The sequence below is a fragment of the Lentzea sp. NBRC 102530 genome, assembly GCF_030269365.1.
In the GTDB taxonomy this organism is placed as follows: Bacteria; Actinomycetota; Actinomycetes; order Mycobacteriales; family Pseudonocardiaceae; genus Lentzea.
Map to the genome: position 1 here is coordinate 202,802 of NZ_BSTF01000008.1, position 22,820 is coordinate 225,621.

At 70.3% G+C, this 22,820-nt stretch carries 20 protein-coding genes and 1 pseudogene; 9 read left to right on the plus strand and 12 right to left on the minus strand.

Going from position 1 to position 22,820, the window contains the following annotated elements; genetic code table 11:
• Nucleotides 1–19: 19 nt before the first annotated feature.
• Nucleotides 20–349, minus strand: a complete 330-nt coding sequence (locus tag QSK25_RS22735) for an antibiotic biosynthesis monooxygenase family protein (RefSeq protein WP_285641032.1) — start codon at nucleotides 347–349, stop codon at nucleotides 20–22.
• An 81-nt stretch (nucleotides 350–430) separates the two neighbouring features.
• Here QSK25_RS22735 and QSK25_RS22740 point away from each other — a divergent pair, with 81 nt between their 5' ends.
• The 5 genes from QSK25_RS22740 to QSK25_RS22760 all read left to right on the plus strand — a co-directional run bounded on the left by QSK25_RS22740 (nucleotide 431) and on the right by QSK25_RS22760 (nucleotide 4,635).
• A complete protein-coding gene (locus QSK25_RS22740) occupies nucleotides 431–1,021 on the plus strand; it encodes a TetR/AcrR family transcriptional regulator (protein WP_285641033.1) in 591 nt (196 codons plus the stop codon).
• A 227-nt stretch (nucleotides 1,022–1,248) separates the two neighbouring features.
• On the plus strand, nucleotides 1,249–2,142 hold the full coding sequence (locus QSK25_RS22745) for an ABC transporter ATP-binding protein (RefSeq protein ID WP_285641036.1): 894 nt from the start codon (nucleotides 1,249–1,251) through the stop codon (nucleotides 2,140–2,142).
• The gene (locus tag QSK25_RS22750; RefSeq protein WP_285641037.1) at nucleotides 2,126–2,851 is read left to right on the plus strand and encodes an ABC transporter permease; all 726 of its coding nucleotides are present in this window, start codon (nucleotides 2,126–2,128) and stop codon (nucleotides 2,849–2,851) included. Before QSK25_RS22745 ends, QSK25_RS22750 begins: the two co-directional genes overlap by 17 nt.
• A 9-nt stretch (nucleotides 2,852–2,860) precedes the next feature.
• Nucleotides 2,861–4,012, plus strand: a complete 1,152-nt coding sequence (locus QSK25_RS22755) for a sensor histidine kinase (RefSeq protein ID WP_285641351.1) — start codon at nucleotides 2,861–2,863, stop codon at nucleotides 4,010–4,012.
• Complete coding sequence (locus tag QSK25_RS22760) at nucleotides 4,009–4,635, plus strand: response regulator (protein WP_285641039.1); 627 nt, start codon at nucleotides 4,009–4,011, stop codon at nucleotides 4,633–4,635. Before QSK25_RS22755 ends, QSK25_RS22760 begins: the two co-directional genes overlap by 4 nt.
• Before the next feature lie 127 nt (nucleotides 4,636–4,762).
• Here the strand turns inward: QSK25_RS22760 and QSK25_RS22765 are convergent.
• The 9 genes and pseudogenes from QSK25_RS22765 to uraH all read right to left on the minus strand — a co-directional run.
• A pseudogene (locus QSK25_RS22765) lies at nucleotides 4,763–5,080 on the minus strand (allophanate hydrolase-related protein); the annotation flags it as partial.
• Entirely contained in the window at nucleotides 4,977–6,059 is a 1,083-nt protein-coding gene (locus QSK25_RS22770; protein WP_352236230.1) for an XdhC family protein, read from the minus strand. The pseudogene QSK25_RS22765 and the gene QSK25_RS22770, both read right to left, overlap by 104 nt.
• A gap of 55 nt (nucleotides 6,060–6,114) precedes the next feature.
• Entirely contained in the window at nucleotides 6,115–7,521 is a 1,407-nt protein-coding gene (locus tag QSK25_RS22775; RefSeq protein ID WP_285641042.1) for an NCS2 family permease, read from the minus strand.
• Between the two features lie 95 nt (nucleotides 7,522–7,616).
• Nucleotides 7,617–8,078 carry a nucleoside deaminase gene (locus QSK25_RS22780; RefSeq protein WP_285641043.1) on the minus strand — a complete coding sequence of 154 codons (462 nt, stop codon included), beginning with the start codon at nucleotides 8,076–8,078 and terminating at the stop codon, nucleotides 7,617–7,619.
• A 20-nt stretch (nucleotides 8,079–8,098) separates the two neighbouring features.
• A complete protein-coding gene (locus tag QSK25_RS22785; RefSeq protein WP_285641045.1) occupies nucleotides 8,099–10,285 on the minus strand; it encodes a molybdopterin cofactor-binding domain-containing protein in 2,187 nt (728 codons plus the stop codon).
• The gene (locus tag QSK25_RS22790) at nucleotides 10,282–11,634 is read right to left on the minus strand and encodes an 8-oxoguanine deaminase (protein WP_285641048.1); all 1,353 of its coding nucleotides are present in this window, start codon (nucleotides 11,632–11,634) and stop codon (nucleotides 10,282–10,284) included. Before QSK25_RS22790 ends, QSK25_RS22785 begins: the two co-directional genes overlap by 4 nt.
• Nucleotides 11,631–12,092, minus strand: coding sequence for a (2Fe-2S)-binding protein (locus QSK25_RS22795; RefSeq protein ID WP_285641050.1), 462 nt, complete (start codon nucleotides 12,090–12,092; stop codon nucleotides 11,631–11,633). Before QSK25_RS22795 ends, QSK25_RS22790 begins: the two co-directional genes overlap by 4 nt.
• Complete coding sequence (locus QSK25_RS22800) at nucleotides 12,083–12,943, minus strand: FAD binding domain-containing protein (protein WP_285641052.1); 861 nt, start codon at nucleotides 12,941–12,943, stop codon at nucleotides 12,083–12,085. Before QSK25_RS22800 ends, QSK25_RS22795 begins: the two co-directional genes overlap by 10 nt.
• Nucleotides 12,944–12,945: 2 nt before the next feature.
• The gene (gene uraH, locus QSK25_RS22805) at nucleotides 12,946–13,260 is read right to left on the minus strand and encodes a hydroxyisourate hydrolase (RefSeq protein ID WP_285641054.1); all 315 of its coding nucleotides are present in this window, start codon (nucleotides 13,258–13,260) and stop codon (nucleotides 12,946–12,948) included.
• 128 nt (nucleotides 13,261–13,388) lie between these two features.
• Here uraH and QSK25_RS22810 point away from each other — a divergent pair, with 128 nt between their 5' ends.
• The 3 genes from QSK25_RS22810 to QSK25_RS22820 all read left to right on the plus strand — a co-directional run bounded on the left by QSK25_RS22810 (nucleotide 13,389) and on the right by QSK25_RS22820 (nucleotide 17,275).
• The gene (locus QSK25_RS22810) at nucleotides 13,389–14,828 is read left to right on the plus strand and encodes a PucR family transcriptional regulator (RefSeq protein WP_285641056.1); all 1,440 of its coding nucleotides are present in this window, start codon (nucleotides 13,389–13,391) and stop codon (nucleotides 14,826–14,828) included.
• A gap of 88 nt (nucleotides 14,829–14,916) precedes the next feature.
• Nucleotides 14,917–15,240 (plus strand): hypothetical protein, encoded by a 324-nt coding sequence (locus QSK25_RS22815; RefSeq protein ID WP_285641057.1) that lies wholly within the window; start codon nucleotides 14,917–14,919, stop codon nucleotides 15,238–15,240.
• Between the two features lie 49 nt (nucleotides 15,241–15,289).
• The gene (locus tag QSK25_RS22820; RefSeq protein ID WP_285641059.1) at nucleotides 15,290–17,275 is read left to right on the plus strand and encodes a tetratricopeptide repeat protein; all 1,986 of its coding nucleotides are present in this window, start codon (nucleotides 15,290–15,292) and stop codon (nucleotides 17,273–17,275) included.
• Between the two features lie 73 nt (nucleotides 17,276–17,348).
• On the opposite strand, the gene QSK25_RS22825 is transcribed toward QSK25_RS22820, so the two are convergent.
• Nucleotides 17,349–18,419 carry a hypothetical protein gene (locus tag QSK25_RS22825; protein ID WP_285641062.1) on the minus strand — a complete coding sequence of 357 codons (1,071 nt, stop codon included), beginning with the start codon at nucleotides 18,417–18,419 and terminating at the stop codon, nucleotides 17,349–17,351.
• A complete protein-coding gene (locus QSK25_RS22830) occupies nucleotides 18,416–19,621 on the minus strand; it encodes a nucleotide sugar dehydrogenase (protein WP_285641064.1) in 1,206 nt (401 codons plus the stop codon). Before QSK25_RS22830 ends, QSK25_RS22825 begins: the two co-directional genes overlap by 4 nt.
• Nucleotides 19,622–19,887: 266 nt before the next feature.
• On the opposite strand from QSK25_RS22830, the gene QSK25_RS22835 reads away from it, so the two are divergent.
• Nucleotides 19,888–22,776, plus strand: coding sequence for an ATP-binding protein (locus QSK25_RS22835; RefSeq protein ID WP_285641066.1), 2,889 nt, complete (start codon nucleotides 19,888–19,890; stop codon nucleotides 22,774–22,776).
• The last annotated feature ends 44 nt before the right edge of the window (nucleotides 22,777–22,820 follow it).

Below are 22,820 nucleotides of genomic sequence, written 5' to 3' on the forward strand. Positions count from 1 at the left end.
GCGAGGGGAGGCTAACGCCCTACTGCTCGGTGCGCTGCTGTGGCAGCACCATGTCCTCGGCGTGCTGGAACGTCTCGACCGCGTTGCCGGTGACGTGCCGGGCGATGCCGCGGTTGCGCTTGTGGGCCTCGCGGAACGAGTCGGACTTCACCCACGCCCGGAAGTCGTCCTCGGTCTCGAACTCGTTGACCGACACGTAGGGCTGGTCGTCGCGGGTCGGCTTGAGCAACGTGCTGCGCAGCAGGCCGGGAACACCGGGCAGGAACGTGCGCATGTTGCTGCGGAAGTGGGCCTCGAACTCCTCCGCCCGGTCGGCGGGCACGAACAGGCGGTTCGTTGCGATGAACATGAGGGCCCTCCTTGATTCCGACGCTCTGTCGGGAACTATTCCAACTCCCCGTCGGGAAATCAAGCGCGATACGATCCTGGTGTGCCGAGGATCAGCGCAGACACCGTCGCCGAGCATCGCGCCAACCGGCTGCGCGCCCTTCTGGACGCCGGGCGGGACATCGTCGCGACCGAGGGAGCGGAGGCGCTGACGCTCGCGTCGCTCGCCAGACGGGTCGGGCTGTCGCGGCCGAGCCTCTACGAGTACTTCCGCTCGCGTGAGGAACTGGTCGCCGCGATCGTCTCGGACGCGCTGCCGGAGTGGGCGGACAAGCTGGAGGACGCGGTCAACGGCGCGGCGTCGGTGCCCGCGAAGATCGAGGCGTACCTGCGCACCGAACTCGCGATCATCACCGACGGCAGCCACGGCGCGGTGGTGGCGTTGTCCGCGCACACGTTGCCGGACACGGCACGCGAGCAGATCCGGGCCGAGCACGAACGGCTGCTGGCGCCGCTGGTCGGGGTGTTCAAGACCGCCGGGGTGGAACGGGCTCAGCTGCGGGCGATGCTGGTGCACGCCATGGTCGAGGCGACGTCCCGGATGATCACGCCGGGCCGCAGCGAGCACAACGAGGCGGTCATCCGGACGTTGCTCGACCAGGTGGTGCACGGGCTGGACAAGCCCATCAGCTGAACGGGACCACCGCGCCGTGGCGGACGAGGTGCTGACGTCCCACGGCTTTCGCTCGGCCGTCCCGCGCCTCGTCGCGCCAGCGGGCGACCTGCGCGTCCAGTTCGCCGCTCCGCCCAGGTGCGTCGCGGGCCGTTCCGGAGAACGACGTGGGGCATCAACCGATCGGTTGATCGCGGTCGCGCTCGTCGTTCGATGATCTTTCGTACCCGGTCTCCGAGGCTGGGGGCATGGCAATCATCGAAGTGCGCGGCCTGGGCAAGAGGTACGGGCCCCGGGTCGCCGTGGACGCCGTGTCGTTCGAGGTCGCCGAGGGGGAGATCTTCGGTGTGCTCGGGCCGAACGGGGCGGGCAAGACGACGACGGTCGAGTGCGTGGCCGGGCTGCGGACGCCCGACTCCGGCAGCGTGACGGTGCTCGGGCGGGCGCCGGGGGACGTGCGGGCGGCGATCGGCGTGCAGTTGCAGGCATCGGCACTGCCGGAACGGATGCGGGTCCGCGAGGCGCTGGAACTGTTCTCGTCGTTCTACCCCTCGCCGGTCGACTGGTCGGAACGCCTCGGGCTGGGCGGGCACCTGCGGTCCGAGTTCGGGCAGCTGTCGGGCGGGTTGAAGCAGCGGTTGTCGATCGCGCTGGCGCTGGTCGGGTCGCCGCGGATCGCGATCCTCGACGAGCTGACGACCGGGCTCGACCCGCAGGCGCGGCGCGACACCTGGTCGGTGATCGAGGAGGTGCGCGCGGCCGGCGTGACGATCGTGCTGGTCACGCACTTCATGGAGGAGGCGGAACGGCTCTGCGACCGGGTGGCGGTGTTCCGCGACGGCCGGATCGTGGCGCTGGACTCGCCCTCGGCGCTGGTGTCGCGGGTGGACGGTGCGACGCGGGTGCGGTTCGTGCCGTCCGGTTCTCTGGACGTGGCGTTGCTGGAGGCACTGCCGGAGGTCACCTCGGTTTCTCTGCTGGGGGAGCAGGTGGTGGTGTCTGGGTCGGAGGACCTGCTGCACGCCGTGACCTCGTTGCTGGCGCGGCGGTCCGTCGTCGCGCGTCAGCTCCGCGTCGACCAGGTCTCGCTGGACGACGCCTACGTCGAACTCACCGGGGGTCGTGATGTGGAAGATCGTTGAGGTCGAGGCGCGGTTGTTCCTGCGCGATCGGCTGAACTCGTTGTTCGCGATCGTGTTCCCGTCGGTGCTGTTGCTGGTGCTGGGGGCCGTTCCGACGTTGCGGACGCCTGACCCGAACTTCGGCGGGCTGCGGTTCATCGACAGCTACATGTCGGCGCTGGTCGTGTTCACGTTGGTGTTCATCGGGTTGCAGCGCCTGCCCGCGGTCGTGGCCACCTATCGCGAGACGGGGGTGCTGCGGCGGCTGTCGACGACGCCCATGCACCCCGCGCGGTTGCTGGTCGGGCAGCTGGTCGTGAACTTCGCGGCGACGATCTTGTCGGTGCTGCTCCTTACAGTGGTGGGGTACGTCGTTTTCGGCGTCGACCTGCCTCACCACCCCCTCGGCCTGGCGTGTGCCGTGGTGCTGGGAGGCGCGAGCACGTTCGCGCTGGGCCTGGTGATCGCCGCACTGGCACCCACCGCGCGGGCGGCCGGTGGCGTGGCGACGGTGGTGTTCATGCTGCTGATGTTCTTCGGCGGCGTGTACCTGCCGCGGTTCATGCTGCCCTCGGTGATCCAGACGATCGGTTCGTACACGCCTCCCGGAGTGGAGGCCCTGCAACAGGCGTGGCTCGGCAGCGCGCCGGACTGGAGGCATCTCGCGATCATGGGGCTCGTGGGCCTCGTGGCGGGTACCGTCGCGGCCAAGACGTTCCGCTGGGAGTAGCTCGTGGACATGGCCGCGTTGGACAGGTGGGAGCGCAGGCTCGTCTCGATCGCCCGCGTGATCCCGTACTTCGTGCTGACCGTGACGACGGTGCTGTACTCGATCTTCACCACGCAGACGGGTGCGGAGCGCTGGTTCACCTACGGCGTCGTGGCGTTCGGCTACGTGTGGATGACGTGGTGGTTCACGCTGCATCCCGCGTGGCACGGGCGTTCCGACCTCATGGCCGTGTTCGTCGGCGGCATGGTCGTGTTCTACGGCGTGCTCGGCATGCAGGAGCACTGGTTCGGCGCGGTGTCCTACGCGGTCTACATCTACGCGAGCGAACTCCTGCGCGGCCGCTGGATGTTCTTCGTGGTGGCGTTGACGGCGGGCCTCGCGACGCTGTCGTTGTTCGGCGGGTACCCGTCCGAGGCTCCGGCGGCGTTCTGGTTGCTGCTGCTCGTGTTCGTGGTGGTGGCGTGCACCTTCACGTACGTGGGCCACGTGACGACCGAACAGTCCAGGCTGCGCAAGGAACTCCTGGAGGAGAACGAGGGCCTGCACGCCCAGCTCCTGGTGCAGGCGCACGAGGCAGGCGTGCAGGACGAACGCCACCGCATGGCGGGCGAGATCCACGACACCCTCGCCCAGGGCCTGGCGGGCATCATCACGCAGCTGTCCGCGGCGTCCGCCGACGACTGGGAACGCCGCGTGGCGGTGGCGACCGACCTGGCCCGTTCGAACCTGACCGAGGCCCGTCGCTCGGTGCACGCCCTGCGCCCACCCGCGCTGGACTCCGCGGCCCTGCACGAGGCGCTGGACGACGTCGCCTCCGGCTGGTCGACGATCAACGGCGTGCCCGTCTCGGTCACGCTGACCGGAGCCGTGCGCACGATGCACCCCGAGGTGGAGGTCGCGCTGCTGCGCACCGCCCAGGAGGCGCTGTCGAACGTGGCGAAGCACGCCTGCGCCTCGCGGGTCGGGCTCACCCTGTCGTACATGGAGGACGTCGTGACGTTGGACGTGCGGGACGACGGCGTGGGGTTCGACCTGACGCGGCCGTCGCACGGCTTCGGCCTGCCCGCGATGCGCCACCGCGTGCACCGCCTGTCCGGCGCGCTCTTCGTGGAGTCGGAACCGGGAGCGGGCACGGCGATCTCGGCGAGGGTGCCGTCGTGATCCGGTTGGTCATCGTGGACGACCACCCGGTGGTGCGGGACGGCCTGCGCGGCATGCTGTCCTCGGCGGCCGACTTCGAGGTCGTGGGCGAGGCGGCGTCGGGGGACGAGGCCGTCGCGGTGGTGACGGCCGTGTCGCCGGACGTGGTGTTGATGGACCTGCGGATGCCGGGGTCGGACGGGCTGTCGGCCATCGAACGGTTGCGCGGGCACTCGTGCCGGGTGCTGGTGCTGACGACCTACGACACGGACCGGGACGTGCTGCCCGCCATCAAGGCCGGGGCGACCGGGTACCTGTTGAAGGACACGCCGCGCGACGAGTTGCAGCGGGCGATCCGGGCCGCGCACGCCGGGGAGGCGGTGTTGTCGCCGGCGGTGGCCACGCGCCTGCTCGGGCAGGTGCGGGAGCCCGCGCTGGAGCCGTTGTCGACCCGCGAGCTGGACGTGCTGGGGCTGGTGGCCAAGGGGTCCACGAACCGGGCGGTGGCGGCGGCGTTGTTCATCAGCGAGGCGACGGTGAAGACGCACCTGTTGCACGTCTACGCGAAGCTCGGGGTGTCGGACCGGGCCGCTGCCGTCGCGGTGGCGTACGAGCGCGGGCTGCTCAAGGGCCGGGGGCGCTGAGACGGGGGAGTGCTGCGACCGGGAACGCCGAGCCCGGGAACGGGACCTGCGGCGGGACCACTTCGGTCGGTCCCGCCGCCTGCGGCAACTCCCCCTTGCCGGCGGCATCCCCCCGGTGCCGCTTCCCTCACCCCTCGCGATGAAGGAACTCGCGCCAGTCGCCCAGATACGAGATGTCCCGGATGTCACCCGATCGGAGCAGCGGATCGACCAGGCCGTCGCGCAGGACGGTGGCCAGGGCGGCACTGCCGTCCTCCAGTTCGATGACGCCGATCTCCAGTTCGGCGGGCTCGGCGGGGACGAGGTGGTCGCGCAGGATCTTCAGGGGCAGGTCGTAGAGCTCACCGACCACCGAGGCCGAACCCGACTCGTGCATCGCGGGGAACTTCCCCCGCACCGAGAAGTAGCGGTACTTGGCCGCACTGCGCGCCCGGCACACCATCGGGGTGCCCTGGAGCTGTGAGTGCAGCGGTCCGTCCTTCATGCCGCCGCCGTTGAGGAAGATCAGGGCCATGACTCTCCAGGGTTCGGTGGATGGGGGTGGACAGCACGGACAGGGGGAGACCGGTGCCGCCGTGCTGGACGGCGACGAGTTCGGCGGCGATGGACACCGCGGTCTCGGCCGGGCTGCGGCCGCCGAGGTCGAGGCCGACGGGGGAGCGGAGGCGGGCCAGGGACGTCTCCGGCACGCCGGCCTCGCGCAGTCGTTCCCACCGTTCCGCGTGGGTGCGGCGGGAGCCGAGGGCGCCGACGAACGCCAGCGGGCGCGACAACGCCTCGGTCAGCACGGGGATGTCGAACTTCGGGTCGTGGGTGAGCACGACGACGGCGGTGGACGAGTCGGTGTGCGTGGAGGCGAGGTAGCGGTGCGGCCAGTCGACGACGACTGAATGAGCCGCCGGGAAACGGGCCTCCGTGGCGAACACGGCGCGCGCGTCGCACACGGTCACGTGGTAGCCGAGGAAGCGGCCCATCTCGGCCACGGCGGCGGCGTGGTCGATGGCACCGAACACCAGCAGCCGGGGCGGGGGCAGCCACGACTCGGTGAACGTCCGGCCCTCCGCCTCGAACCGCACGGAAACCGGAACCCCCTCGGCCGATGCCGACAGGGCCGCGCGCAACGACGGGGTGTCGCGTTGCACGAGCACGTCCAGCGAACCGCCGCAGGTCAGGCCGACGGCGAACGCGGTGTCGTCGGAGTAGCCGAACGACGCGAGCGCCGGAACGCCCGAGGCGAGCACCTGGCAGGCGAGGTCGTAGACCTCGGCCTCCACGCAGCCGCCGGACACGCTGCCGATCACCTCGCCGGACGGTCCCACCGCCAGCGCGGCGCCGACCGGGCGGGGCGCGCTGCCCCGCACCGCGACGACCGACGCGACCGCGAACCGGTCCCACGAGAGCAGGGTCGTTGCCAGATCACGCATGGAAGTCCTCCCGAACGGGGCTCGGCCGGGTGGCCGCCCGGCCGAGCCCCGGCGGTCACTTGCCGCTGATCAGGTCCACCGCGAAGTACACGGCGAACATCAGCGCCAGGCCGGTCATCAGCCAGCCGGGCCAGCGGCCCTTGCAGATGCGCAGCACGACGAACGACACGAGGCCGGCGCCGATGCCGTTGGTGATGGAGTAGGTGAACGGGATGATGGCGATCGTCAGGAAGACGGGGATCGTGTAATCCGTTTCCTGCCAAGGGATTCGGCGGATCTGGGTCATCATCAGGCCACCGATCACCACCAGCGCGGGTGCCGCCGCCTGGGCGGGCACGACCGTCGCGAGCGGCGTGAAGAGCAACGCCACCAGGAAGAGGCCGCCGGTCACCACCGAGGCCAGGCCGGTCCGGGCGCCTTCGCCAACGCCCGCGGCCGACTCCAGGAACACGGTGTTCGGGGCGGACCCCGTGACGCCACCGGCGATCGCGCCGGCACCGTCGACCATGAGGATCCTGCCCATCCCCTCGACCTTGCCGTCCTTGCGCAGCCCGGCCTCCTCGGCGACGGACGTGATCGTGCCCATCGCGTCGAAGAACCCGGACAGCACCAGCGTGAACAGGAAGATCGTCGCCGCGATCACGCCCGCCGACACGAAGCCGCCGAACAGGTCCACGCGCCCGAACAACCCGAAGTCCGGCGTGCTCACCACCGAGTCGGGCAGCGTCGGCGTGACGAGCCCCCACCCCTGCACGTCGAACGCCGCGTTCACGCCGATCGCGACGAGCGTGGCCACCACGATGCTGATCAGCACGGCGCCGGGCACGCCCCGCGCCATCAGCACGATCATCAGCAGCAGACCGAGGCAGAAGATCGCGATCGGCCAGCCGCTCAGGTGGCCGTCGATCCCCATCCGCACCGGCACCGTCGAGTGCGCGGCGTCGGGCGTGCGGGTCACGAAACCGGCGGAGACCAGGCCCACCAACGCGATGTAGAGGCCGATGCCGACGGTGATCGCGATCTTCAACGGCTCCGGGATCGCGTTGATGATCCGCTCGCGGACCCCGGAGACGGCCATGACCACGATGCAGATGCCTTCCAGCACCACGAGACCGAAGGCCTGCGCCCACGTCATCTCCGGTGCCATCTGGAAGGCCACCACGCCGTTGACGCCGAGTCCGGCGGCGATGGCGAGGGGTGCGTTGCCGACGAGTCCCATGAGGACGGTCATCACGCCGGCGGCCAGTGCCGTGGCGGTGGTGATCTCGGCGATGGTGAGCTTGGCGCCGGTGATGTCCGCGGACGCGCCGAGGATCAACGGGTTCAGCAGCACGATGTACGACATCGCGACGAACGTCGTGATGCCACCGCGCACTTCACGGCCTAACGTGCTGCCGCGGTCGGTGATGCGGAAGAACTGATCGAGGGCCGACGTCGGTTGTCGGCTCCGCAACTGGGTCATGGAGGACGGCCTTTCCCATGCCGGTGGGCGCGTTCCAACGCCGGAACGCGTTTAAACAAGTGCAAGCTCCGGTCAGCTAGACAGGCTTTTGGCCGTCAGTAATCGATTCGGGTCGCGAGTGACGTCCACGCGGTGAACGGGGCGTTGTCCTCGCCTGTGGAGATCTGCAGCACCGGGAGTTCCCATTCCGAGCGGGACTTGCTGAACAGCTCGTAGAACTCCCGGTCGTCGAAACCGGCGGCCGCCGCGTCGTCGCGGTCGGCCGCGTAGATCACCTTGTCCACCCGCGCCCACAGCGCGGCGGACAGGCACAGCGGGCACGGCTCGCACGACGAGATCAGCGTGCAGCCGGTCAGGCGGAAGTCACCGAGGGCCTGGCAGGCCGCGCGGATCGCGACGACCTCGGCGTGTGCGGTGGGGTCGAGCGTCGGCGTCACCTGGTTCACGCCGGTGGCGATCACCTCGCCGTCACGGACGATCATCGCGCCGAACGGGCCTCCGCCGGAGGCCACGTTCCGGGTCGCGAGATCGATGGTGGCGAGCAGATGTGCGTTCACAGCAACAAACTCCAAAAAGCTCAGGTACCTGTGAGGTGTTCCGGGCGGACCGGGACGCGGGTGAGCGCCAGTCCGGTCGCCGCGCGGATCGCCGCCACGATCGCCGGGGTCGACGAGATGGTGGGCGGTTCGCCGACGCCGCGGATGCCGTACGGCGCGTGGGGGTCGGCGAGTTCGAGCACGTCGATGCTCATCGGGGGCATGTCGAGCACGGTCGGGATGAGGTAGTCGGTGAACGACGGGTTGCGCACCTTGCCGCCGGAGGTCTGGATCTCCTCCATCACCGCGAGGCCGAGCCCCTGGGCGGAACCGCCCTGGATCTGACCCACCACGGCCTGCGGGTTCAACGCGCGGCCCACGTCCTGGGCGCAGTCGAGCGACACCACGCGCACCAGGCCGAGGTCCACGTCCACGTCGACCACCGCGCGGTGGGCGGCGAACCCGTACTGCACGTGCGCGTTGCCCTGCCCGGTCTCGGGGTCGATGGGCTCGGTGGCGCGGTGCCGCCACTCGGTGACCTCGTCGATCACCTCGTCGCCGATGTCGGTGCGCCCGGCCAGCCGGTCCTTCACCAGAGCACAGGCGGCCTTCACCGCACCACCGGTCACGTACGTCTGGCGCGACGCCGAGGTCGAGCCGCCGTTGCCGATCGTGGTGTCCATCGGCAGCACGGTCACGCGTTCGATGCCGAGTTCGGTCCGCACGATCTGCTGCATGATCGTCACCAGGCCTTGGCCGACCTCGCACGCCGCGGTGTGCACGGCGGCGGCCAGCTCCCCGTTGACCATCGAGACGCGCACCCGAGCGGTCGAGTAGTCGTCGTAGCCCTCGGAGAAGCAGATGTTCTTGATGCCGACGGCATATCCGACACCACGAACGACGCCCTCGCCGTGCGTGGTGTTCGAGACGCCACCGGGCAGTTCACGGATGTCGGTCGACGTGCCGGCGGGCAACGGCTTGTCCTGCACGAGTTTGAGCAGCTGCGCGACGGGCGCGGCCGAGTCGACGACCTGGCCGGTCGGCATCACGGAACCCTCGGTCATCGCGTTGCGGACCCGGACGTCGACGGGCGACATCCCCAGCGCCTCGGCCAGCTTGTCCATCTGCGACTCGTAGGCGAAACCCGCCTGCACAGCACCGAATCCGCGCATCGCACCGCACGGCGGGTTGTTCGTGTAGACGCCGTACGCGTCGACCGTCACGTTGTCGACCTCGTACGGACCGACACCGAGAGTCGCCGCGTTCGCCACGACGGCGGGCGTCGACGAGGCGTACGCGCCGCCGTCCAGGTACATCCGGGTGCGGACGTAGACGAGCTTGCCCGTGTGGTCCGCGCCGTGCTCGTAGTACAGCACGGCCGGATGCCGGTGCACATGCCCGTAGAACGACTCCTCGCGGTTGTAGACCATCTTCACGGGCTTGCCGGTGTGCAGCGCCAGCAGGCACGCGTGCACCTGCATCGACAGGTCCTCCCGGCCGCCGAACGCCCCGCCCACGCCGGACAACGTCAGCCGCACCTGCTCCTGCGGCAACCCGAGCGCGGCCGCGATCTGGTCGCGGTCGACGTGCAGCCACTGCGTCGCGATGTACAGGTCCACCGACCCGTCGGTGGCCGGCACCGCGAGTCCGGACTCCGGCCCGAGGAACGCCTGGTCCTGCATGCCGACCTCGTACCGCCCGGTCACCACGACCTCGGCCGTGACGTCCTGCGAGCCGCGCCGGATCGGCACGTGCCGCACCAGGTTCCCGCCGGGGTGCAACGGCGTGTCGTCGGCCGCGGTCTCCATGTCCACCACGGGTTCCAGCACGTCGTAGGTCACGACGATCTTCTTCATCGCCCGCAGCGCGGTCTCCGGGTGGTCGGCGCCGACCAGCGCGATCGGTTCGCCCTGGTAGCGCACGACGTCCACGGCCAGCACCGGCTGGTCCTTGTGCTCCAGGCCGTACAGGTTGCGGCCCGGTACGTCCTCGTGCGTCAGCACCGCGTACACGCCCGGCACCTGCAACGCCTCGGTCAGGTCGATCGACGTGATCCGGGCGTACGGGTGCGGCGAGCGCAGGGTCGAGCCCCAGATCATGTCCTCGTGCCACAGGTCGGACGCGTACGCGAACTCGCCGCGCACCTTGAGGTTGCCGTCCGGGCGTTGCGGCGACGTCCCGATGCCACCCGACACCGCGGAGGTGAGTTCGGCGGGAGTGAGGGTCATCGCGCTGCCTCCTGGAGCTTGGTGCTGGCGGCGGTGAGGTCACGCGCCAGCTCGTCGGTCGACGCCGTGAGCAGGACGCCGTCCCGCACCACGACCTCTCCGCCCACGATCAACAGTTTCAACGGCGGGGGCGTGCCGAGCACCAGTGCCGCCACCGGGTCCGCGATCCCCGCGTAGTCCAAACCGGACAGGTCCCAGACCGCGAGGTCGGCGACCTTGCCGGGTTCGATCGAGCCCAGCGCGTCCGAACGCCCCAGCACCTGCGCACCGCCCATCGTGCCCATCCACAACGCCTTGCGGGCGTCCAGTGCGCCCGGCCCGCCGCGCTGGCGTGCCTGGTACAACGCCGAGCGCAGCTCGACGACGAGTCCACCGTCCTCGTTGGACGCCGCTCCGTCGACACCGAGGCCGACCGGTGCTCCCGCGTCCAGCAGGTCACGGACGGGCGCGATGCCGGTGCCCAGCCGCCCGTTGGACGTCGGGCAGTGCGCGGACCCGGTCCGGGTGGCCCCGAGCCGCTTCACCGCGTCCGAGTTGAGGTGCACGGTGTGCGCGAGCCACACGTCCGGCCCGAGCCAGCCGAGCTGCTCCGCGTACTCGGTCGGCGTGCAGCCGTTCTCCGCCTGGCACTGCTCTTCCTCGTCGAGCGTCTCGGCGAGGTGCGTGTGCAGCCGGACGTCGTGGCGGCGCGCCAGCTCCGCCGCCCCGGTCATCAGCTCGCGCGACACCGAGAACGGCGAGCACGGCCCGACGGCGACGCGGACCAGCGCGTCGGCCGCGGTCGAGTGGTGGTCGCCGATGGCCTGCTCGGTCGCGATCAACGCGGCCTCGGTCTCCTCGACCAGGTTGTCCGGCGGCAGTCCGCCGTGCGACTGGCCGCGGTCCATCGACCCGCGGATCGCCTCCAGCCGGATGCCGATCCGGCGCCCGGCCGACACCAGCGCGTCGAACACGTCACCGCCACCGGACGGGAACACGTAGTGGTGGTCGGCGGCCAGCGTGCAGCCCGTCAGCGCGAGCCGGGCGAGGCCGGCCGACGCCGCCGCGTGCGTCACGGTGTCGTCCAGCCCGCGCCACACCGGGTACAGCGTGGTCAGCCACTCGAACAGGGTGGCGTCGGTCGCGAGCCCGCGCGTCGCCCACTGGTAGAGGTGGTGGTGGGTGTTGATCAGGCCGGGCGTGACCAGGCACGACGACGCGTCGACGTAGGTGTGCGCCGCGGTGGGCCGTGGTGCCGCGCCCGAACCGACCGAGACGATCCGGCCGCCGTCGACGACGACGTGCCCGGACGCGTGCTCGGTCCCTGATTCGTCCACAGTGGACACCGCGCAGCGGTCGAGGACGATCATCGGCGCGACGCCGCCAATCGCACGGCGTCCAGGATCTTCTCGTACCCCGTGCAGCGGCACAGGTTCCCGGCGAGCGCCTCGCGGATCTCCGGGTCGGACGGGTTCGGCACGCGGTCGAGCAGGTCGTGCGCCTGCACCACCAGACCGGGTGTGCAGAACCCGCACTGCACCGCGCCCGCCTCGACGAACGCCTCCTGCACCGGGTCCAGCTGGTCCCCGGAAGCGAGACCTTCGACGGTCCTCACCTCGCGGTCCTGCGCCTGACCGGCGGCGACCAGGCACGCGCACACCGGCACGTCGTCGAGGTACACCGTGCACGAGCCGCACTCGCCCTGCTCGCAGGCGTTCTTCGACCCGGGCAGGCCGAGCCGCTCGCGCAGCACGAACAGCAGCGACTCGCCCTCCCACACGTCGTCGGCCTGGCGCTGCTCGCCGTTGACCGTCACGTTCACGCGCATGCCTTGTCCCCGTCCAAGAGTTCCTGCCAGGCCCAGCCCAGCGTCCTGCGTGCCATCACTGCCAAGGCGTGCTTGCGGTACTCGGCGGACCCGCGCACGTCGTCGATCGGCGACGCGGCCCGCGACACCAGCTCGCCGAACTCGCGCTTCACCGAGTCCAGCAACGGCTTCGGGTTCGCGAAGTCCAGCTCCGCCGCCAGGAACGCCTCGGCCTCGGGTGCCCGGCGCGGCGTGGGAGCCGCCGACCCGACCGCCGCGCCGACCCGGTTCTCCGCCGGGAACAACGAGATCGCGAACGAGCACACCGCGATCACCATCGCGTTGCGCGTACCCACCTTGGAGAACTGCTGCGGCCCCGCGGCGGGGGTGAGGTGCACGGCGGTGATCAGCTCGTCGGCCTCCAGGGCGTTGCGCTTGACGCCCAGGTAGAACTCGGTGGCGGGGATCATCCGGGTGCCGCGCACCGACGCCACCTCGATCACCGCACCGGATGCCAGCAGCACGGGGTGCGTGTCCCCGGCGGGCGAGGCCGCGCCGAGGTTGCCGCCGACGGTGCCGCGGTTGCGGATCTGCGGCGATCCGACCGTGCGGGACGCCATCGCGAGGCCCGGCAGCTGAGCGCCCAGCTCGTCGATGATCCGCACGTAGGGCACCCCGGCGCCGACGCGCAGGCCTTCGGTCCACTGCTGGAGTTCGGCGATCCTGGTCAGGTCGAGCAGCGCGGACGGCCTGCGGTGGTCGTAGTTCATCTCCACCATGACGTCCGTGCCGCCGGCGATCGGCACGGCATCAGGGCGCTGGGCCTTGAGCTCCAACGCCTCCGCGAGCGTTTCCGGTCGAAGGAAGTCCATCGTCAGCTACCTCGGTAGGTGGAGTAGGCGAACGGCGACAGCAGCAACGGCACGTGGTAGTGCTGCGCCGGATCGGAGTAGTCGAAGGTGAGCACGACCTCGGGGAAGAACGGCGCCGCCTCGGCCGTGTCGAACACCAGCCGGTACACCCCGGCCGCCAGGCCTTCACCCCATCCGGTGATCCGGCCGTCGGCGTTCGTCTCGGCGTTCGCCACCTCGGTCCCGTCGCGCCGTTGCAGCGACACGGCGATGCCGGCGAACGGCCTGCCGCGGGCCGCGTCCAGCACGTGCGTGGAGATCGTCACTCGCCCTCCCATCTGGTTGTGAGCCAGTACACAGAGCGCATGTGTCCCTGAGCTACGGCCGCATTACATGAATCGTCAGGCTCCTACAGCCCGCAGATTTGTGCTTTCCTACAAACACGAATGGACGAAAGTGACCTGTCATGTTGTTGCTGCGGACGTTGCTGCAGATGCCGGAGCTGCGCCTGAGCCTGCACACCGGTGAGGACCAGCTCGACCGCACGGTCACGCGCGTGTACGGAACGGAGCTGCCCGACCCCAGCCGGTACCTGTCCGGCGGGGAGCTGGTGCTCTCCGGCCTGCTCTGGCACCACGGACCGCAGGACTCCGAGACGTTCGTCCGCTCGCTCGCGTCCGCCCGCGTGGCCGGGCTCGCCGCGTCCGACACCGGCCGCAAGGACCTCCCGGACGACCTGGTCGAAGCCTGCGTCCGGCACCACGTGCCGTTGCTGGAGGTGCCGGTCGACCTCTCGTTCGCGACCATCACCGAACGCGTGTCGATGGAACTCGTCGGGCTGTCGCGGCACCGCAGGCTGCTCAACGTCGTGGCGGAGGGCTCCGGTCTGCCGGCGTTGTTGTTGGCGGGCGGCCACGAGCTGAACGCGCCGTGCTGGGTGCTTTCGACGACCGGCCGGGTGGTCGGCGGCGGCGAACTGCCGGACCGCGTCGGGCTGGTGAAGGAGTTCCTGCAGGCCGACCGGCTGCCGAAGACGGTGCGCGGCATGACCCTGGTGCCCGTCTCCGAACGCGGCGGCACCCGGCTGACGAGCTGGATCCTCGTCGTGGGCGGCTCGGTGCAGCCGGAGGCCGCCGCCGAACTGGCGTCGCTGGTCGGCCTGGAACGCCTGCGCGAGGCGCAGGGCAGGCAGATCGAGAACCGCACGGCCGCGCCCCTGGTCGCCGCCGTGCTGAGCGGCTCGGCGGACGTCGAGTCCCGGCTGGCCGCGGCGGGGCTGGAGGACGCGAGGCTGCGGGTCATCAGCGCCGTCACGTCCGACCAGCGCTGCGACCTCGCGGCCGCCGTGCTGGAGGAGGCGCTGCCGCAGGCGTTGGTGACCCCGGTCGGCGACACCGTGTACGCGGTGGCGAAGGCGGGTGACTCGGTGCCCGACGACGTGCGCGACGCGATGCGCGTGATGGAACCGGGCCTCGGCTCGTCGCGCGTGCTCGTCGGCATCAGCTCACCGGCCACCTCGCGCGGATTGCGTGGCGCCGCGGAGGAAGCCACGCACGCGCGTCGGCTGGGAGAGCGCCGTGGCGGTCGCACGTGCGTGGTGGCGGGCGAGGAGATCGCACTGCACCAGTTGCTGCTCGCGGGCGTGCCGGAGGAGCTGCGCACGTCGTTGCGCCGCCGCCTGCTCGGGCCGGTGCTGGACTACGACGCCGAACACGGATCGGACCTGGTCGGCACGCTGAAGGTGTTCCTCGACTGCTCGGGTTCGTGGACGGCGGCGGCCGGGAAGCTGCACGTGCACGTCAACACGTTGCGGTACCGGGTGGGGCGCGTCGAGGAGCTGCTCGGCACCGACCTCGCGGAGTTCGAGGCTCGCGTCGACCTCTTCCTGGCCCTTCAGGCGGGCTGACGGCCACCCGTTGTCAGTCTGATGGCTGATGCCGCACGAGCCTTCAGGCTGATGCTTCGTCGCAGGGTCTGTACCTACAGTTCCTGGCATGAAGACCGCCGCCTTACTCGTGGGCCTGCTGCTGGCCGGAAGCGCCGGCTGTGCGGCAGCGCCCAGCGTCCGCGTGGTGGTGGAGGGTTCGGGCACGACCGACAAGCTCAGCTACACCTTCCCCGGCGAGGAGGAACGCACGCTGCGCAACCCCGACCTGCCGTTCGAGCGGCGGGGCAAGCGCAAGGGCCGGGTCGTGATCCGGCTGGAGGGCGTGCACGGCGAACTCACCTGCAAGATCATCATCAACGGCCGCCAGGTGCGGTCCTCGACCTCGCGGACCGGCGCCGCGCTCACGTGCGATCACTCGATGGCCGTCTGATGAAAGCCGGGGAAAGACCGTAACTTCAGGTGTTCGGGGAGGTACGGGGATGAAGAACGTGGTGAAGGGCAGTGCGGGCAGCGTCGTGCAGGCGGAGGCCGTGCGGGACGTGCACATCCACCCGTCGCACCGGGAGGTGCCGCCGCCGTTCCAGCTACCGCCGGTGCCCCGGTGCTTCGTCAGCAGGAAGGCCGAGTTGGCGGCGCTGCGGCCCGGTGAGCTCGTGGTGCTGAGCGGTCCTGGCGGGGTCGGCAAGACGTCGCTCGCCCTGCACTGGCTGCAGGACCGGCGGTCCACCTTCCCCGACGGGCAGCTCTACGCCGATCTCGGCGCGCACGCGCCGGGCGGGCCGGTTGCTCCTGAGGACGTGCTGGAGGGGTTCCTGCACGCGCTCGGCGTCACCGACGTTCCCCCGCAGCTCGCGCGCCGTGCGGCGTTGTTCAGGTCTGTGACGGCCCGGCGCCGACTTTCTCTGTTGCTCGACGACGCCGTGAGCGTCGCCCAGGTGCGCACGCTGCTGCCGACGTCCGGCACGGTGGTGGTCACGAGCCGATGGCGGCTCAGTTCGCTCGGTCTCGACGGCGCGCGGTTCGTGGACGTCGCGCCGATGGGCGTCGAGGACTCGGTCGAGCTGCTCGAAACGGTGGTGGGGCGGGGAAGACTCGCGCTGGAGCCGGACGCGGCGCACGAGGTGGCGCGGCTGTGCGGCGGACTGCCGATCGCGTTGTCCGTGGTGGGGGCGCGCTTGTCGACGCGACCGCGGCGAACGTTCTCGCGGGAGGCCGCGGAGTTGCGCGACGACCGGTTGCCCGCGATAGGCACGGACACGTCGGTGGGTTCCGTGCTGGACCTGTCGTATGTGGACCTTCCGGAACGGCAGGCGCGGCTGTACCGGTTGTGTGCCTGGCTTCCCGGTGGCCATTTCGACGTGTCCGTGGCGGCGGCGATGATCGAGGAACCCGAGTACGACGTCGAGGACGCGCTGGAGGACCTCGTCGAGAAGTCGTTGCTGAGCGAGGCCGGCGACGACAGGTTCCGATTTCATGATCTTTTGCGGGTGCACGCGCGCGGCAAGGCGGATCCGGACAGGGACGGCGCCGTGCGCAGGGCCGTCGAGTGGTACCTCGCGCGTGCCGTCGAGGCGGATCTGGCCCTGGTGTCCGACCGGCTGCGGGCGGGACCCGCCTACGCCGCGGCGCGCAAGGACGCCTACTCCTCGCCTGAGGAAGCCATGCGATGGCTGCTCGGCGAACGGGAGAACCTCGTGCGCGCGGTCGAGATCGCTCCGGTCGACCTGCGGTGGCAGCTGTGCGAACCGTTGTGGCAGCTGTTCAGCCGGTACCACCTCTACCGCGACTGGATCCTGACCCACCGGCTCGGCGTCGCCGCGGCGGGTGAGTGCGGAGAGCCCATCGCGCAGGCGCGATTGAGGACGCGGCTCGCACTCGCGCTGATCAACACCGGCGCGGTCGACGAGGCCGTGGCAGAGCTGGAACCCGTGCTGGCGCTCGATGATCTGCCCAGCAAGTCGACTGCGCTGACGCTGCTCGGCCGCGTGAGCAGGAAGCGCGACGAACCGGAACGGGCGTTGGAGCTGTATCGGCAGGTACTGGCGATGCGCACGCGCGACCGGGGCCGCGGGCAGGCCCGGCGGCGCATCGGTGAGGTGCTGGTCGAGCTGGGGCGGTACGAGGAGGCGGTCGCGGAACTGGAACTCGCCGAGTCTTTGCTGACCTGTCCTACCGAGAAGGCCCGCACGTGGATGTTCCTCGGACGTGCCCACCGGCTCGCCGGGCGTCCGGCGCAGGCGAAGGCGCTGCTCGACTGCGCACTGGAAGGGTCGCTCCGCTCACCGGCGCACCTCGCCGACGTGCATCTCGAACTCGCCGAGTTGGCCGAAGACCCGCGCCCGCACCGGCTGGCCGCGCTCGCGTGCTACCACGACCAGACCGACCCAGAGGCCGTGCGCATCCAGGCGTTGCTCGACCAGGACGGCGGTGCAACCGGGGTGGTCCCGCAGCGCCGCGAGGGGTGAGGTGCCCGGCGGGCAGAGCAGCACGTCGGCCAGGCCGGCTGCCGCTGTGCCCGCCCTCGCGGTGATCCACCGATCAGACATGGTGTGCCGCAACGGGTTCCGCGCACGCCCGGCGGGCAGGCTCCGGTAGCCGCATCAGCCGGTACATGGTCGTCCGCAGCAGCTCGGCCGCCTGGTCGAGACGTGAGCTGAGAGCGGACGCGATGTCCGGCGCGCCCCGGGCGACCAGGTCCGCGAGGCTGCCTGGTCGGACCTGTGCTCTGGTCCCGAGTTCGACGGGAACGCCGACCGCAGCGGCGTACTGCGTGACGCTGCCGTGGTCGCCGAGCACCCGGTCGCTCGCGATCACCGCCGCGCGCCAGCCCTCCTCCGGGGGAATGATGATCAGGTCGGGCCGGTCCGCCAGCCAAGCACGCACCTGCCACGGACCGTGCACTGACCACGTCGTCGGATGGATCACCACGGCTGTGCGATGCCCGTCTGCCCGATAGAGCTCCGGCCTTCCTCCGAACACCGATTCCGGCCGCCAGGTCGAGCTGATCGTCACGAGCATCTCGCCCGGCGCGACCCCAAGCGCCGCGCGGTAGGACTCCCTGTGCGGCAGGCTCGACCGCATCCGGTCCAGGCACAGGTCGCCGGCGACCACCGCGTGCGGTACCGCCTCCGGGCACGACCGTTCCAGCACCCTCAGCTCGTCGTCGTGGCTCAGGACCAACGCGGCTGCCGTCACCCGCCCGCCCCGCATGAGTTCATGGCGGTCGAGGCCGTGCCCGGTGAGCCGTCGCGACTTCAACGCTCCCGCGCCGTGCGGCAGCACCAGCACGGGGCCGAGGACGTGCTCGACGTCGCGGCGGCTGGCGGCCAGCACGAGGTCGAACTCCACCCCGATCGCCTGCTGCCAGGGCAACGTCAGCACGCCGTGCCGCTGCAGGAACTCGTGCGTGCCGTAGGAGACCCCGCCCACGTCAGGCACCGTGCAGACGACCTGAACCCGCCGGTCGGCCTTGAGCAGGTCCAGTACGTCGAACAGGCGCGTGGCCGCGACGACGTGCGGTACGAGCACCAGCACGGTCCGGCATCCTGGCACCGTCACCCGCCGGCCGGCCCTGGGACCGACCGGCGCGTCCACCCACGTCCCGTTCACGCGGCCAGCACCGCGTCGCCGGCCGTGCAGTCGATCACCAGCGTGGAGGTCCGCAGCGACACCGAGGCGTGCCGCGTCATGATCAGTACGACATCCGCGCTGGCGTCGACGGGCTGACTCGTGAGCTTGCTCCCGTTGTCCAGCACCAGGTCTGGCACGAACGGGTCGTGGTAGCTGACGACCGCCTCCCGGCTCAGCTCGTTGATCACCCGCAGCGCCGGTGACTGCCGGACGTTGGCGACACCGGGCTTGTAGGTCACGCCGAGCACGTGAACGCGCCGCATCGGGACGCCGAGCTCGGTCAGCTTGGTCCTCACGCGGTGCAGCGTGTGCGCGGGCATCGAGTCGTTGACCGCGATTGAGGCGTCGACGACCGGCGAGTGCAGACCGTGCCGCCGGGCGTTGGCGACGAAGAATCCTGCAGACACCGGGATGCAGTCGCCACCCGCACCGGGGCCCGGCCGATGCCGCAAGAACCCGAACGGCTTGGTGCCGGCCGCGTCCAGCACCTCGTGCACGTCCACTCCCTGAGCGCGGCACAGGGTCGCGAGCTCGTTCGCGAGGGAGATGTTGACGAGGCGGAAGGTGTTCTCGAAGACCTTCGTGAGTTCCGCGGCGCGCAACGTGCTCATGGTGACGCACTCGGACGAGAGGCGTCGCAGCAACGATGCCGCGCGCTCGGTGCACTCGGGCGTCAGGCCCGCGACGATCCGCGGGGTCGGCGTGGAGTTGCCGGGGTCCGTGCGCACCGGCGAATGCGCCAGGTGGAAGTCGAGCCCTGCACGCAGTTCCGACGCGCTTTCCAGCCGGGGCGCGAGGATCCGTTCCACGGTTCCCGGTTCGCAGGTGCTCTGCACGATCACCAGCGCACCACGCCTCAGCACCGCACCCACGCGGTCCACGGCGTCGGCGAGCATCGCGGTGTCGAGCGCGCCATGCCGGTCGGGTGGCGTCGGCACGCACACGACGTAGCTGTCCGCGGCGACGATCTCGTTGTGTCGCAGGGACAGTCGGCCGGACCTGATGACTTCGGCGAGTGCGCTCTCGTCGGTGGTGGTGAGTCCGCAGCCCGGCGTGCAGGCCGTGACGTGCCGGACCCGGTGGGCGTCGGCGTCCACGCCGAGCACCCGCAGGCCGGCCTTGGCGGCGGCGACGGCCACGGGCAGACCGGTGAATCCGAGCCCGATGACGACGGTGTCCATTTGGCCTCCTTCAGGTGGTGTGGCACCAGGCTGCGGCGTGGTTCTGTCCAAACCGCTTCCGCTCGATCCACGTTCCGCTGAACGCGCAGGTGGGAAGCGCCTGAATGATCATCTTCCAGGTGCAATGGACTGCGAGCGCTTTCCGATTGCTTTCCGTGATTTGTGGACAATAAGTGACTCGAAACGACAACAAAGCTGGATCGGCCCGCGGGATCGCGGCAGACTGCACAGCGGGAGCAGTGCGCCCGGGGGAGGGGTGGCCGCCGGTGGAGATCGCATTCAGGATCCTCGGCCGGACGCGCGTGCGCGTCGACGGCGAGTTCGTCGCGGACTGGGGAAAGCCGAAGGCCCGCGCGGTGCTCGCGGTCCTGTTGCTGAACGCGGGCAACGCGATTTCGGTGAACACCATCGCGGATTGGGTGTGGGCGGATCGCCGCCCGGCCAATCTGTACCCGACCGTGCAGACGGCCATTACGAGTGTGCGCGCCGCATTGCAGCGGACCGGTGTGCGGTTCGCGCTGCGCAACGAAGATCGCTCGTACCGGCTCGAGATCGACAGGTCCCTGATCGACCTCCACGTCTTCCGCAAGCTCGTGGACCGTGCCCGCGCCATCGGCGGGACCGATCACCGGGCGGCGTGCGAACTGGTCGAACAGGCGCTGGAGCTGTGGGGTGACGAACCGCTCGCCGACCTGGAGGGCGAACTGGCTTCGCGTCGGCGCCAGCACCTGGTCCGCACCTACTACCTGACCGCTTCCCACGCGTTGCTCTACGGACTCGGCAAACTGGGCGACTACGCGCGCATGCTGGAACACCTCGACGAAATCCCGCCGGAACACGATCTGGAAATACTGCTCGCGAAGCACCGGCTCACCGCGCTGTACGGACTTCGCCGCGCACAGGAGGCGCTGAACTATCTGGTCACGATCCGGCGCCGGATCGTGAACGAGATCGGTGACGGTTCCGAGGTGGACCTGAACTCGTTGCACGAACGCCTGAGAGTGCGGCACGAACAGTCTGCGGTGACCAGATCTCCCGGGCCGCGTTATCTGCCGCACGACGTCGACGTGTTCGTCGGGCGCGAAGACCTGTTGTCGGAACTGGACGCGCTCGTTCTGCCGGGAACAGCCCCGCGACTGATCACTCTCGACGGTCAGCCAGGAATGGGGAAGACGACTCTCGCGGTGCATTGGGCACATCGCGTGCAACGGCGTTTCCCGGACGGTTGCTGGTTCGCGTCCCACACGGACGGCGGAGAGGTGGTCGCGGACCTCCTGGTGGCGCTCGGCGTGCCGATCGAGCCGATCCAATCGGTGCCCGCGCGCGTCGCCAGGTTGCGCGAAGAGCTGGCATCACGACGCATGCTCCTCGTGCTGGACGACGTCACCGGTGTGGAACCGCTGCTGCCGGCGTTGTCGACGAGCGTGGTGCTCGTGGCGAGCCGGGCTCGGATGAGTTCGCTCGTGCTCCAGCACCGAGCGCGTGCGTTCACGGTTCTGCCTCTGGGCAACGACGAGATCGCCCACTGGCTGACCACCCTGCTCGGTGACCGCGCCGCTGTCGCACCGGAAGTCGTTGCGCGACTTGCGGAACGCACCGGCGGAATGCCGTTGGTGATGCAGCTGATGGCGGAGCAGATCGCGGCGCAGCCGGACAGGTCACTGGCCGACCTGGTGCCGATGCTGTCCGATGGCCGGACGTTGCTGTCTTTGCAGGGCAACAACGTCCGCGTTCACTTCGAACGTTCCTACGATGCGTTGAACCCCGCGCAGGCACGCCTCTTCCGGCTGTTCGGGCTGCACCCCTCGCACGAGGTCCCGTTGCTCGTGGTCGCCGCACTGGCCGGCCTGCCTGTCGAGCGGGCCCGCGTGCTCGTCGACGAGCTGGTGTGGAAGCGCCTCGTGGAGACCGTCGACGGTGGTCGCTGCAGGACGCACGACCTGCTGCGCGAGTTCGCGGCCGACCGGCTCGCGCAGGACGAGCCGGCAGAGGAGCAGGACGCGGCGGTCACCCGGTTGATGAGCTGGTACCTGCACTCGGTCAACAACGCGGACCGCCTCGTGTTCGGTTACCGCGACGAGGTGCCGATGCTGCCGTTGCCCGACGGCGTGCACCCGGCGGAGTTCGCGGACGAGGACGACGTCGCGCGGTGGATCGCGAAAGACAAGGCCAGCATCGTCGGCGTGCTGCGTTCCTCGCCGCAGCCAGGTTACGTGTGGCGGATAGCGAACGGCGCGGGGGAGCTGTTCCTGCGCTACGGCCACTACGAGGAGGTGGTGGCGGTGATGACCGCGGGAGCGGAGGCGGCGCGGGCCAACGGCGACGTCCACGCGGAGACGGACACCAACTCGAACCTCGCGCACTTCTTCATCGAACGGCGCGACTACTCGGCCGCGGAACGCCTCCTCGAACGCGCGCAACGGGTCTTCGGTGACCGCGACGACCCGGAGACGCTGGCCGTGCTGCTGCGCAACAAGGCCGACTGCATCCGCGGCGCGGACGGTGTCCCACGAGCCCTTGAGCTGTACCAGGAGGCCCTCGCGCTGGCCGAGGGGTTCGAGGACACGCGGAGCGGAATCCTGCACCGCATGGGAGCCGCCTGCCGTGTGGGAGGCCGGCTCGACGAGGCGGCCGTCCACCTCGTCCAGGCCCGCCTGATCCGGCAGCGCACCGGTGACTACAAAGGGGAAGCGGATTCTCTGGTCGAACTGGCGTGGCTCGCCCGCGAGAGCGGAGACGACTTCTCCGCCCGCACGAACTGCCACGAGGCCCACGCCCGCTACGCCCAGGCCCACCACCAGCCAGGCCGCGCCGCCGCCATGGTGCTGCTCGGACTCATCGCCAGGGACAACGACGACCCGGCGCTCGCGTTGACCTACGCGACCGAGGCGCTGGAGCTCTGCACGGGCCTCGACCGCGAGCTGGAGGCGCGGGCGCACGACCTGCTCGGTCAGCTCGCGTGGAAGGCGGGGCAGCACGACACGTCCATCGAGCACCTCGAACAGGCCTACCGGGCCTTCCGCGACATCGGGGACGACCGCGCCCGGTCGGTGGCCGCGCAGCTCGACGAACACGTGGCACAGAGCGGACCGGTGCTGCCTTCGTCGAGGTCGGAGAGCACCGGTATATGGTTCGAGAGCGGCCTGCTGGAATAACGTCACCCGTACGGCGAGGCTGTTACCGAAGGTGGCCTTCTGGC